The 11,523-nt window shown below is 45.9% G+C and carries 25 protein-coding genes; all 25 read right to left on the minus strand.

What is annotated here, in order from left to right:
• Positions 1-9: 9 nt before the first annotated feature.
• Positions 10-366 carry a 30S ribosomal protein S13 gene (rpsM, locus tag GDA45_05465; protein MBC6414312.1) on the minus strand — a complete coding sequence of 119 codons (357 nt, stop codon included), beginning with the start codon at positions 364-366 and terminating at the stop codon, positions 10-12.
• An 83-nt stretch (positions 367-449) separates the two neighbouring features.
• Entirely contained in the window at positions 450-563 is a 114-nt protein-coding gene (gene rpmJ / locus GDA45_05470; GenBank protein ID MBC6414313.1) for a 50S ribosomal protein L36, read from the minus strand.
• 10 nt (positions 564-573) lie between these two features.
• Positions 574-1,908 (minus strand): preprotein translocase subunit SecY, encoded by a 1,335-nt coding sequence (gene secY, locus GDA45_05475; GenBank protein MBC6414314.1) that lies wholly within the window; start codon positions 1,906-1,908, stop codon positions 574-576.
• A 1-nt stretch (position 1,909) separates the two neighbouring features.
• The gene (rplO, locus tag GDA45_05480; protein ID MBC6414315.1) at positions 1,910-2,356 is read right to left on the minus strand and encodes a 50S ribosomal protein L15; all 447 of its coding nucleotides are present in this window, start codon (positions 2,354-2,356) and stop codon (positions 1,910-1,912) included.
• The gene (gene rpmD, locus GDA45_05485) at positions 2,349-2,537 is read right to left on the minus strand and encodes a 50S ribosomal protein L30 (protein ID MBC6414316.1); all 189 of its coding nucleotides are present in this window, start codon (positions 2,535-2,537) and stop codon (positions 2,349-2,351) included. Before rpmD ends, rplO begins: the two co-directional genes overlap by 8 nt.
• Complete coding sequence (gene rpsE / locus GDA45_05490; protein MBC6414317.1) at positions 2,534-3,040, minus strand: 30S ribosomal protein S5; 507 nt, start codon at positions 3,038-3,040, stop codon at positions 2,534-2,536. The genes rpmD and rpsE overlap by 4 nt, the downstream gene beginning before the upstream one ends.
• A gap of 31 nt (positions 3,041-3,071) precedes the next feature.
• The gene (locus GDA45_05495) at positions 3,072-3,425 is read right to left on the minus strand and encodes a 50S ribosomal protein L18 (protein MBC6414318.1); all 354 of its coding nucleotides are present in this window, start codon (positions 3,423-3,425) and stop codon (positions 3,072-3,074) included.
• A 13-nt stretch (positions 3,426-3,438) separates the two neighbouring features.
• Complete coding sequence (gene rplF / locus GDA45_05500) at positions 3,439-3,969, minus strand: 50S ribosomal protein L6 (GenBank protein ID MBC6414319.1); 531 nt, start codon at positions 3,967-3,969, stop codon at positions 3,439-3,441.
• 1 nt (position 3,970) lies between these two features.
• A complete protein-coding gene (gene rpsH / locus GDA45_05505) occupies positions 3,971-4,381 on the minus strand; it encodes a 30S ribosomal protein S8 (GenBank protein MBC6414320.1) in 411 nt (136 codons plus the stop codon).
• A 16-nt stretch (positions 4,382-4,397) separates the two neighbouring features.
• Positions 4,398-4,703, minus strand: a complete 306-nt coding sequence (rpsN, locus tag GDA45_05510) for a 30S ribosomal protein S14 (protein MBC6414321.1) — start codon at positions 4,701-4,703, stop codon at positions 4,398-4,400.
• A 4-nt stretch (positions 4,704-4,707) separates the two neighbouring features.
• Complete coding sequence (rplE, locus tag GDA45_05515) at positions 4,708-5,247, minus strand: 50S ribosomal protein L5 (protein ID MBC6414322.1); 540 nt, start codon at positions 5,245-5,247, stop codon at positions 4,708-4,710.
• Entirely contained in the window at positions 5,247-5,564 is a 318-nt protein-coding gene (rplX, locus tag GDA45_05520) for a 50S ribosomal protein L24 (protein ID MBC6414323.1), read from the minus strand. Before rplX ends, rplE begins: the two co-directional genes overlap by 1 nt.
• Positions 5,565-5,573: 9 nt before the next feature.
• On the minus strand, positions 5,574-5,942 hold the full coding sequence (gene rplN, locus GDA45_05525; GenBank protein MBC6414324.1) for a 50S ribosomal protein L14: 369 nt from the start codon (positions 5,940-5,942) through the stop codon (positions 5,574-5,576).
• On the minus strand, positions 5,939-6,247 hold the full coding sequence (gene rpsQ, locus GDA45_05530; GenBank protein ID MBC6414325.1) for a 30S ribosomal protein S17: 309 nt from the start codon (positions 6,245-6,247) through the stop codon (positions 5,939-5,941). Before rpsQ ends, rplN begins: the two co-directional genes overlap by 4 nt.
• The gene (gene rpmC / locus GDA45_05535) at positions 6,244-6,441 is read right to left on the minus strand and encodes a 50S ribosomal protein L29 (protein ID MBC6414326.1); all 198 of its coding nucleotides are present in this window, start codon (positions 6,439-6,441) and stop codon (positions 6,244-6,246) included. Before rpmC ends, rpsQ begins: the two co-directional genes overlap by 4 nt.
• Complete coding sequence (rplP, locus tag GDA45_05540) at positions 6,441-6,854, minus strand: 50S ribosomal protein L16 (GenBank protein MBC6414327.1); 414 nt, start codon at positions 6,852-6,854, stop codon at positions 6,441-6,443. Before rplP ends, rpmC begins: the two co-directional genes overlap by 1 nt.
• Before the next feature lie 30 nt (positions 6,855-6,884).
• Positions 6,885-7,544 carry a 30S ribosomal protein S3 gene (rpsC, locus tag GDA45_05545; GenBank protein MBC6414328.1) on the minus strand — a complete coding sequence of 220 codons (660 nt, stop codon included), beginning with the start codon at positions 7,542-7,544 and terminating at the stop codon, positions 6,885-6,887.
• 2 nt (positions 7,545-7,546) lie between these two features.
• Positions 7,547-7,900 carry a 50S ribosomal protein L22 gene (gene rplV / locus GDA45_05550; GenBank protein ID MBC6414329.1) on the minus strand — a complete coding sequence of 118 codons (354 nt, stop codon included), beginning with the start codon at positions 7,898-7,900 and terminating at the stop codon, positions 7,547-7,549.
• A gap of 9 nt (positions 7,901-7,909) precedes the next feature.
• Positions 7,910-8,182 carry a 30S ribosomal protein S19 gene (gene rpsS / locus GDA45_05555; protein ID MBC6414330.1) on the minus strand — a complete coding sequence of 91 codons (273 nt, stop codon included), beginning with the start codon at positions 8,180-8,182 and terminating at the stop codon, positions 7,910-7,912.
• 13 nt (positions 8,183-8,195) lie between these two features.
• The gene (rplB, locus tag GDA45_05560) at positions 8,196-9,026 is read right to left on the minus strand and encodes a 50S ribosomal protein L2 (protein ID MBC6414331.1); all 831 of its coding nucleotides are present in this window, start codon (positions 9,024-9,026) and stop codon (positions 8,196-8,198) included.
• Complete coding sequence (gene rplW / locus GDA45_05565) at positions 9,027-9,323, minus strand: 50S ribosomal protein L23 (protein MBC6414332.1); 297 nt, start codon at positions 9,321-9,323, stop codon at positions 9,027-9,029.
• An 8-nt stretch (positions 9,324-9,331) separates the two neighbouring features.
• The gene (gene rplD, locus GDA45_05570; GenBank protein ID MBC6414333.1) at positions 9,332-9,934 is read right to left on the minus strand and encodes a 50S ribosomal protein L4; all 603 of its coding nucleotides are present in this window, start codon (positions 9,932-9,934) and stop codon (positions 9,332-9,334) included.
• On the minus strand, positions 9,924-10,793 hold the full coding sequence (gene rplC / locus GDA45_05575) for a 50S ribosomal protein L3 (GenBank protein MBC6414334.1): 870 nt from the start codon (positions 10,791-10,793) through the stop codon (positions 9,924-9,926). Before rplC ends, rplD begins: the two co-directional genes overlap by 11 nt.
• Positions 10,794-10,809: 16 nt before the next feature.
• Entirely contained in the window at positions 10,810-11,139 is a 330-nt protein-coding gene (rpsJ, locus tag GDA45_05580; GenBank protein ID MBC6414335.1) for a 30S ribosomal protein S10, read from the minus strand.
• 26 nt (positions 11,140-11,165) lie between these two features.
• Positions 11,166-11,523 (minus strand): elongation factor Tu (tuf, locus tag GDA45_05585; protein ID MBC6414336.1); only part of this gene is annotated, 358 nt, incomplete at its 5' end.

Below are 11,523 nucleotides of genomic sequence, written 5' to 3' on the forward strand. Positions count from 1 at the left end.
TAATCTACTTTATTTCTTCATTTGCCGTCTCGGCCCTTTACGGGTACGAGCATTGGTTCTGGTACGCTGCCCTCGCACCGGCAGTCCGCGCCGATGCCGTATCCCTCTATAGCACCCTAAGTCCCTCAGCCGCTTTATGTTCAAGCTGATATCACGCCGCAAATCACCCTCGATGGTGTAATCGGTAATCGCTTGGCGTAATTTATCGAGGTCGGCTTCGGAAAGATCTTTAATTTTGCAAGCCGGTTCTATTTTAGTATTCGCACAAATTTCGCGCGCGCGAGTTCTACCTATACCAAAAATTGCAGTCAATGCAATCTCGGCATGCTTATGGTCAGGGATATTAACGCCTGCTATACGTGCCATTTTTTAACTATCTTGCTGTCTACAGTCGGAAGGGAAGAGCGATACATTATAAACTGTCTACGATGATTTAGCCAGATTTTTATTCAACCTTGCCGTTGCTTATGACGGCGGTCTTTGCAAATCACTCTGACTACTCCTTTTCTGCGCAATAATTTACAGTTGCGACATATTTTCTTAACCGATGCACCTACTTTCATAATGCCTCCATCACACTAATCTACGACTAGCGCCGCGTTTTTTCAGGTTTGCTTTCTTGAGCAAGCCTTCGTACTGCTGCGACATTAAATGGGTCTGCAGCTGTCCCATAAAATCCATAATGACGATCACAATAATCAGCAAAGAGGTACCACCAAAGTAAAATGGCACATTCCACGACAATATTAAGAACTCTGGTAACAAGCAAACTAGAGTGATATATATAGCACCCATCACTGTTAAACGGCTGAGTATATTATCTACATAACTCGCAGTTTGCTCACCGGGGCGTATACCGGGAATAAACGCACCGCTGCGCTTTAAGTTGTCGGCGGTATCTCTGGCATCAAACACTATCGCAGTGTAAAAAAAGCAAAAGAATATAATCGCAAAGGCATAAAAAGCAATATAAAGCGGTTGCCCTGGTGCTAATGCATTGGAGATTTCCGATAACCATCCCATCCCTTCGGCACGACCAAACCATTGGCCTAATGTAGCCGGGAATAGAATAATACTGGAAGCAAATATAGGTGGAATCACACCTGCCATGTTGAGCTTGAGTGGCAGGTGGCTTGACGGTGCTGAGAAAAGTCTCTGCCCACGCTGCTGTCTAGCATAATTTATCGTAATCCGCCGTTGCCCTTTCTCGGCAAACACGACAAAGGCAGTCACCGCAATCGCTAAAAACAAAATCAGCATAACCAATGGGGGGGACAGCTCGCCGGTGTTAGCCAACTCCAATGTGCCACCAAACGCAGACGGTAAACCGGCGACGATACCAGCGAAGATTATTATTGAGATACCATTACCTATACCCCGCTCGTTGATTTGCTCGCCCAACCACATCAAAAACATCGTTCCAGTAACCAGAGAAATTGCCACCACCGAAATAAAACCAAAACCGCTGATATAAGATACATTTTGGCTCTGCAATGCAATCGCCACACCTATTGCCTGAAAGGTTGCAAGCACAACCGTACCATAGCGGGTATATTTAGTAATCGTGCGGCGGCCTTGCTCGCCCTCCTTCTTTAGTTCTTTGAGGTAGGGGATAATCGCTGACATCAGCTGCATAATAATCGCCGAGGAAATATAAGGCATCACGCCTAGTGCGAACAAACTCAATCTTTCAAGTGCACCCCCGGAGAACATATTGAACATCGCCAATATAGTACCGCTTTGTTGTTCAAAAAATTGCGCCATTTGCACCGGATCTATCCCCGGCACTGGGATAAAGCTACCTAAGCGAAAAATCACCAACGCGAGTAATACGAAACCAATGCGTCTCTTCAGTTCGCTGTATTTACTGCCAGCTATGTTTGTCATTTGCGATGCTGCTGCAACCATCTTATTCTACCTTCCCACCAATTGATTCTATTTTCGCACGTGCTCCTTTGCTGAGTTTTACACCTTTTACAGTCACTGCTTTGCTTAAGCTGCCTGAGACAATTATCTTCGCTTCTTTTGTTTGTGTGGAAATAATCTTCGCTTGCTGCAAAGCAGCTATATCGCACACATCGCCAGATAATTTATTTAACTCGTGTAGCTTAACCTCGGCACATAGCTTAGCAGTACGAGAAGTAAAACCAATTTTAGGCAGCCGCCTTTGTAAAGGCATTTGTCCACCTTCAAACCCGACTTTGTGATAACCACCAGAGCGAGACTTCTGGCCTTTATGGCCACGCCCACAAGTCGTACCAACACCCGAACCATTGCCACGTCCCACCCGCTTGCGTGTCGTTTTACGCGCTACGGCTGCAAATGTATTAAGCGTTAAAATTGAATGTTCAGGCATTTTCCTCGACCTGTAAAAGATAAGCAATTTTATTGATCATGCCACGATTCTCTGGTGTGTCGGTTACCCACACTGGATTATGTATGCGCCTGATACCCAAACCTTGGGCGCACGCTTTGTGCTTTTTCAAGCGACCGCTGAGACTTTTAATCAGGGTTAATTTTATAAGTTTGTCATTCATGGCATTATATCCTTGATACTCAAACCTCTTTTTGCAGCAATGTCAGCAGGAGAACAGATGTTTTGTAACCCGTTGAGTGTTGCTTTAACAATGTTGACTGGGTTTCTCGAACCTATGCACTTTGCCAATACATTTTGAACACCGACTACTTCAAACACCGCGCGCATTGCACCACCAGCAATAATGCCAGTTCCTTCGGCAGCTGGCGACATATAAACTTTAGCTGCTCCATATTCGCCGATGATAGGATAGTAAAGGGTGTTTTCTTTGAGCGCAACTTCAACCATCGCCCGACGAGCGTTGCTCATCGCTTTGTGTATTGACAGCGGCACTTCTTTGGCTTTGCCGTAGCCGATGCCGATTTTACCAGCACCGTTGCCAACTACGGTCAATGCCGTAAAACCGAACTGGCGACCACCTTTGATTACTTTGGCAACGCGATTGACTGCAACCAGCTTTTCCAATAAACCATCGGTTGATTCAGCCATTTCTACATTAGACATATTTTTCTCACTCTTATAATTTGAAGTAAACCTAAAACTCTATACCGTTTTCACGCATCGCATCGGCTAAAGAACGAATACGCCCGTGATACTTAAAACCTGATCTATCAAATGCAATCCGCACAACACCACATTCCTTTATTTTAGTTGCCAGCATTTCCCCAACCTGCCGAGCCGAGGCGGTCTTATCGCCGCTTGCAGCGAAAGATTTACCCACTGTAGAAACCGCAGCCAGCGTCTTAGCGCCGCCTGGTGCTATTAATTGTGCGTATATATGACGAGAAGTCTTAAAAATACACACTCGGTGGGTATCTTTTAGGCGAGCGATTGCCGCGCGGGTTTTGGCTATACGCTTAATTGTCGATGGTGTATGCTTGCCTCTCATTAAATTACTATCCTTATTTCTTCTTTGCTTCTTTGCGAACTATTTGCTCGCCGGCATAGCGTATGCCCTTGCCTTTGTAAGGCTCAGGAGGATGAAAGGCACGAATCTCAGTGGCGACTTGCCCGACCTTTTGTTTGTCTATGCCTTTGACAACTATCTCAGTTGTACTCGGGGTCTCTACTGTAACACCGCTTATGACTTGATAATCAATCGGGTGCGAATAGCCTATTTGCAAATTCAATTTGTCCTTGCCTTTAGCTTGCGCTCTATATCCCACTCCAACTAATTCAAGTTTTCGTGTGAAGCCTTGCGCAACACCGGTAACTAAATTGTTCGTCAATGCGTGCATCGTCCCAGCTAAGGCTTTGGCATCGCCGTCGCTATAGTTAAACACGATGCCTTGTTCTTGTAACGAGCATTGAATCGCATCGTGTATCTGCAAGCTATTTTCTCCCTTGCTTCCTTTAGCGTGTATTTGTTGGCCATCTATTTTAACTTCAACCCCATCAGGGACCGGCACTGGTTTTTTAATCAATCTAGACATTCTATTCCACCACACATAAAATTTCGCCACCGCATTTAGTAGCCTTCGCCTTTTTACCGCTCATAACACCGCGTGAAGTAGAAAGTATAACCGTTCCCATACCACCCATTACCAGCGGAATATCGTTAACCCCTCGATAAATCCTCAGTCCTGGACGACTCGCGCGGCGTATCGCTGATATCACTGGCTTATCTTTATAATACTTAAGTTCTATGACCAACTCCTTTTGCAACTCTTTTTGATGGGCAGAATTAGTGTTCTCTTTAAATCCGTTAATATAGCCTTCCTCATGCAATACCTTAGCAATGGCGAGCTTTAGCTTAGAACTCGGCATGCTAACCTCAGCTTTTGCCCGCGCTTGGGCATTTCTGATACGGGTCAACATATCGGCGACCGGATCGCTCATACTCATCGCACTACCTCTCTTATCACCAACTGGATTTCATTAAGCCAGGTATATATCCTAGCATTGCGTACTCGCGCAGTTTATTGCGCCCCAGCCCGAACTTACGATAGTAGCCTTTAGGACGTCCAGTGATACGACAGCGGTTGCGTAATCTGGATGGACTGGAATTGCGTGGCAATTTCTGCAGAGCCAAAACAGCCTCAGCTTTATCCTCCGCTGAGGTATGCGGGCTTTTGATCTTCTGCCGCAATGCGTCGCGCTGCGCTTTATATTTCTGCACGATATGCTGGCGTTTCTTCTCTCGTTCTATCATACATACTTTAGCCATGGTTCTAATCCTTAAATGGAAAGTTGAATGCCGCAAGCAAGTGCTTAGCTTCTACATCAGTATTTGCACTGGTGGTAATTGCAATATCAAAACCGCTAATCCTGCTGATTTTGTCAAAATCTATTTCAGGAAAGATAATTTGCTCTTTAATACCCATATTGAAATTACCGCGTCCATCAAAGGATTTAGAACTGAGTCCGCGAAAATCTCTAATTCTAGGAATCGCAATATTAATGAGGCGTTCAAAAAAATCATACATCATGCTACGCCGTAGCGTCACCATACAACCTATAGGCCACCCTTCGCGTATGCTAAACCCAGCTATCGCTTTACGAGCATTTGTCACGACTGGGCGTTGGCCAGCAATCAGTGCCATTTCGTTCTGTGCAACTTTGAGGTTGTTTTTATCTCTGGCTAAATCACCCAAGCCCATATTTAAGGTGATTTTGATTAAGCGTGGTACCGCCATTGGATTCTTGTAGCCGGGAGTCTCCATTAATTGCTTGACTACCTCTTTTTTATAAAAAGAACCAAAGCGCGACATCAGTTTATCTCCTCGTTGCTTTTCTTGAAGTAACGAACTTTATTGCCGTCTTCGTTAATCTTAAAACCGACACGCTCACCTTTGTTAGTTTTAGGGTTATATAACATCACATTGGATATATGTAACGGACTCTCGCGCTCAATAATGCCACCCTGCTCTCCTTTATCAGGATTAGGGCGCACCATTTTCTTTACGATGTTGACATTCTCAACCACTATCGTATCGTTCTCCGGTATCACGCTTAATACTCTTCCTTGTTGACCTTTATTTCTACCAGATATCACGGTCACCTGATCTCCTTTGCGTATTTTTTTCATTTCCTATACTCACAAAACTTCCGGCGCTAATGAAATAATCTTCATAAATTTCTCAGTTCTCAGTTCTCGGGTAACTGGTCCAAAGATACGAGTTCCTATCAGCTGTTGCTGGTTATCGAGCAATACTGCCGCATTGGTATCAAACCGTATCAAAGAACCGTCGCCACGGCGCACGCCTTTGCGGGTACGCACGATAACCGCCTTATAAACTTCTCCTTTTTTAACCCGACTGCGGGGGATCGCTTCCTTTACGCTGACTTTGACGACATCGCCGACATTAGCATAGCGTCGCCGTGAACCGCCCAATACTTTAATGCACTGCAACTTCCGAGCACCGCTATTATCGGCTACTTTCAAAAAAGTCTCAACCTGTATCATGTCCCTACCTCTGCCTGCACCGCATCGGCATCACCGGATACCTCACCGGCAGCGCGCTGTAGTACCTCAACAATACGCCACGCTTTGGTTTTAGATTTGCGCGGACAAGCAACTATTTTAACCAGATCACCAACTTGACCTTCATTGGCTTCGTCGTGCACACGCAATTTGCTCGACCGAGTGATATATTTATCGTACACCGGATGACGCAGTTGCCTTTCTATTTTCACTGTCACAGTTTTATCGGAACCCTTTTTGACAATACTAGCCACCAATGATCTTTGTTTTTTCGGTTTATCGTTCACGACTGCTCCTTCTCTTTCTGTCTCAGCAATGTTTTGATGCGCGCAATATCCCGCCGATAACTCTTAAAGCGGCTACAATTCGCAGTGTTACGGTCGCGTCCTTGCAGTTCCAGTTTTAACTTTTTCTCGGTAAGCTCGCGCAAATCAACCTGCAAGTCGTCAACTGTTTTTTTGACCAAAGTAGCGTATTTCATCACATAATCACCCGATTAATAAAAGTGGTGCGGACCGGCAATTTAGAACCAGCCAGTTTGAATGCTTCACGGGCGATATCTTCCGACACCCCTTCTATCTCGTAGAGCATTCTGCCCGGCTTGATCACTGCCACCCAGTATTCTACATTGCCCTTACCTTTTCCTTGCCTTACTTCCAACGGCTTTTTAGTAATTGGTTTGTCAGGAAATATACGAATCCAGATCTTGCCGCGTCGTTTTACATAACGAGTCATGGCTCGCCGGGCGGCTTCTATCTGACGCGAAGTAATACGGCCGCGAGTCGTCGCTTTTAGCCCGAATTCTCCGAAGCTGACTTTATTGCCACCGCCAGATAATCCTCTGTTGCGACCTTTTTGCTGTTTTCGGTATTTTGTTTTATTGGGTTGTAACACTTGTCATCTATGATATGCTTGTATCAGTTGCTATATCATCTCCTTTTCTTTTTGATCGCTAAAATTACCTTTATAAATCCACACTTTCACGCCTATGATGCCGTAGGTGGTCTTCGCTTCGGCAAGGCCATAATCTATGTCGGCATCAAGCGTATGTAGCGGTATACGTCCGTCTTTATTCCATTCCGACCGAGCGATTTCGGCACCGTTTAACCGCCCCGATATACAAATTTTAATTCCCAATGCACCCAACCGCATGGTGTTTTGTATCGCTCTTTTCATTGCCCGGCGGTACATAATGCGTCGTTCCAATTGTAATGCTATGCTAGAGGCGACCAACACTGCGTCGGTTTCCGGCTTGCGTATTTCTTCTATGCTAATTTGTACATTACCAATAGAAAGATTACTGATCTTAGCAACCTCGTTGCGCAGAGCTTCTATGTCGCCACCTTTCTTACCGATAACGATACCTGGCCGGGCGGTATGTATCACAACATGGACGGCTTTACCAGTGCGATCTATCGTAACACGGCTCACTGATGCATGGGCGAGCTTATTCAATAGATAATTGCGTATGACTATATCGCTATACAAAGTATCACGATAACTATTGGGGGCAACTAGCCATTTTGATGCCCAGCCGGTCATGATGCCTACTCTAAAACCAGTAGGATGTACTTTTTGTCCCATAATTAAACTGCCTCGTCCATTAGTCGCCCATCGCTCAAGGTAATAGTGATATGGCTGGTTCTCTTCTTAATAGGAGATGCTCGTCCGCGAGCACGAGCTCTAAATCGATCTATTGTCATACCTTGATCGACTCGTATCTCATGTACTTTGAGTTCATCTATATCGGCACCTTGATTATTCTCAGCATTGGCAATTGCCGACTCTAATAGCTTTAACACTAAGACCGCAGATTTGGTGTTGCTAAAACGCAATGTCTCAAGTGCTCGTTCAACCGACAAACCACGCAGCGGATTGGTTGTTAGTCTACATTTCTGCGGAGATATTCTACACCTTTTCAATGTTGCTGAAACTTCCATCGTATACTCCTAGCGCGCTTTCCGGTCGCCGGAATGTTCCCTAAAAGTCCGCGTCGGAGCAAACTCACCCAACTTGTGCCCGACCATATGTTCGGAAATATAAATCGGTACATGAGCACGCCCGTTGTGGACAGCAATATTCAAACCGACCATCTCTGGTACCACCATAGACCGCCTAGACCATGTTTTAATCGGCCTTTTGTCTCTGGCTTCTAAGGCTTTTTGAACCTTCTTCATCAAATGCTGATCAACAAAGGGACCTTTTTTTATAGAACGCGGCATATCGATAACCTCACTATCTTCTTTTACTGCGTCGACGCACGATATATTTGTCGGCACTCTTGTTTTTTCTGGTCTTAAAACCCTTGGTAGGCATACCCCAAGGACTCACTGGGTGACGACCACCAGAGGTTTTGCCTTCCCCACCGCCGTGTGGATGATCAATCGGATTCATCGCTACACCTCTCACCGTAGGTCTAACACCTTGCCATCTTTTAGCACCGGCTTTGCCTAGTTTTCTCAAACCGTGTTCGGTGTTGGAGACGACGCCTATAGTTGCTCGACACGCTAATGGCACTTTGCGCATCTCTCCAGAGACCAATCTTAATGTCGCATAGTTTCCCTCGCGCGCAACATACTGTAGAGAGGCACCTGCAGCACGCGCCAGTTGTGCTCCTTTTTCAGGTTTCATTTCCACACAGTGCACCGTCGTGCCGACCGGAATATCTTGGAGTAAAAGCGTATTACCATGTTTAATAGGGGCATCGCTACCAGACATCAGTTGGTCGCCGGGGACAATATTTTCCGGTGCGATAATATATCGGCGCTCACCGTCAGCGTATAGCACCAGTGCAATATTCGCACTCCTATTCGGATCGTATTCTATATGTTCTACGCGACAAGAGATCCCGTCTTTGTTGCGCTTGAAATCAATCTCGCGATAACGACGCTTATGACCGCCGCCTATATGGCGTACCGTGATACGCCCACCAGCACCTCGCCCACCGCTACTTTTCTTACCTCGCACTAAAGAACCGCACGGGTCGCCCTTGTACAAATCGCCACGGGCAGTAGTCACTCTAAAGCGAGTGCCGGGAGATGTCGGTTTATATTTATGCAGTGCCATCTATTCGCCTCCTGAGACAATGATGTTATAACCTTCTGCTAATGTGACATATGCTTTTTTCCAATCCTTGCAACGACCACTCTTGCCAGCTATGCGTCCTTTACGTTTGCCTTTAACATATACCGTGCGTACATCATCAACCTTGACATCATAATGTGTCTCGACTGCCTTTTTAATTGCTCGCTTATCTGCACCAGCTGCAACTCTAAATGTATGCTGGTTGACTTGCAACACCTTAGTAGATTTCTCCGACACATGGGGGCGTATCAATACACGGGCAGTTTTTTCTATAGGCAATAAATTCTTCATCGCAGCTTTTCCTGTATTTTTTCAACCGCTGTGCGCGTCATCAGCACTTTCGCAAACCGCATGAGGTTAACTGGGTCTATTTCGTGCGCCAACAATACACCCACCCGAGGTATGTTGTTGCTTGCCATAAATATATTTTCGTCTTCTTCGGCTATTACTATTAGCACCGAACCAAGCGACAACTCCTTTAATTTCTCAACCAACAACTTGGTTTTAGGTTGCGCTATCGTCAATTCGTCTATGACAACTAAGCGATCCGTGCGATTAAGTTCGGATAGTAAAGACCGCAACGCACCGCGATACATCTTCTTGTTTAATTTCGGATTAAAATTACGCGGCTGAGCAGCAAAAGCACGTCCACCACCACGCCACAAAGGACTGCGTATGGTACCGGCACGCGCCCGCCCCATGCCTTTTTGGCGCCACGGTTTGCTTGCCCCACCGGCAACATCCGACCTGCTCTTTTGAGCTTTAGTGCCAAGCCGAGCGCGAGCTTGAAACGCGACGACTGCCTGATGTACCAGAGTCGGGTTATAGCGACAATCAAAAATACTGGCTTCAACGGCCAGGGTGCCACCGCTTGCTTGCTTAAGTTCCATCTTTATCTCCTACTTTAGAAGGTGATGCTTCCTCAGTTTTTGGATCGTTTTCCGGCTCTTTTGCAGCTTGCGATACTGATGTTGGTTTGGCCTCCGATTTTTTGTCGTCGGCTGGTTGTGCTTCTGCAGTTTGCTCAACAGCGGTGTCGGTTGTTGTCGGCGACTTTTGTTCCGTTTTCGAGGGTTGTTGCTGTGGATCTAGATCAGGAGATACAGCTTGTATATCTATATCGGATAGATGTCGTATCAGCACCGTATTGTTGCGACTGCCCGGCACTGCACCTTTAATCCATAGCAGCTGACGCTCTTTATCAACTTTAACTATTTCCAAGTTTTTGACAGTCACACGCGCATTGCCCATCTGTCCCGGCATTTTCTTGCCCTTAAAGACACGCCCTGGAAACTGGCACTGTCCGACTGAACCCATCACTCGGTGTGATAAAGAATTGCCATGGCTGTTATCTTGTCCGTGAAAGTTATGCCGTTTAATAGTGCCGGCAAAGCCCTTACCTTTACTGATACCTGTGACTCGTACTTTCTGACCTTCGCTAAATATCTCGACACCTATTTCGGCACCCGTTTTTTTAATCTCGCGATCGGAAACTCTAAACTCGTGTATTTCTTTACCGGCCTGCACACTCGTCTTTCTAAAATGTCCTTTCATAGGGCGAGTGATGTTTGACGCTTTACGATTCTGTCCACCGACTAATTGCAGGGCTTGATAACCGTCATTATCCATCGTTTTGACTTGGCATATGCGATTAGGGATAACGCGTATAATCGTGCAAGGCACCGAATCACCCTGTTCTCTGAATATTCTGCTCATACCCTCTTTTTGTCCGATTACACCTATTGCCATTGTCTTATCCTTCGGCTTAATTCAATTTAATTTGTATATCGACACCGGCGGCGAGATCTAAACTCATCAAAGCATTGACCGTTTTCTCAGTCGGCTCGACGATATCCATAATGCGTTTGTGGGTTCTAATCTCGTATTGATCGCGTGCATTTTTATCAACATGCGGAGAAATCAACACGGTAAAATGTTCTATTTTTGTCGGCAATGGGATAGGCCCTTTGACACGCGAACCAGCGCGTATGACAGCCTCGGCAATCTCGCCGGCAGACTTATCAAGCAAACGATGATCAAAGGCTTTGAGCCTAATCCTTATCTTGCTTGCTTTTTCCATGATTTGTTTAGCCATTGCCTGTCTCCACTTATAAAAGCCTGCTATTCTATAATCTTGGACACAACGCCGGCACCGACAGTTCGTCCACCTTCTCTAATCGCAAAACGTAAACCTTCTTCCATCGCTATAGGTCCTATCAAGCTCACCACCATCTTCACATTGTCTCCCGGCATCACCATCTCAACATTCGCTTCCAACTCTACCGCTCCGGTCACATCTGTTGTCCTAAAATAAAACTGCGGCCTATAGCCTTTGAAAAATGGCGTGTGGCGACCTCCTTCCTCTTTAGACAATATATATACCTCTGCCTCAAACTTCTTATGGGGGGTGATCGAACCCGGCTTGCACAACACCTGACCTCGTTCTACTTCCTCTCGCTTCGTTCCACGCAACAAAACA

It is taken from the genome of Chromatiales bacterium, from assembly GCA_014323925.1.
Classification (GTDB): Bacteria; Pseudomonadota; Gammaproteobacteria; order Poriferisulfidales; family Oxydemutatoraceae; genus SP5GCR1.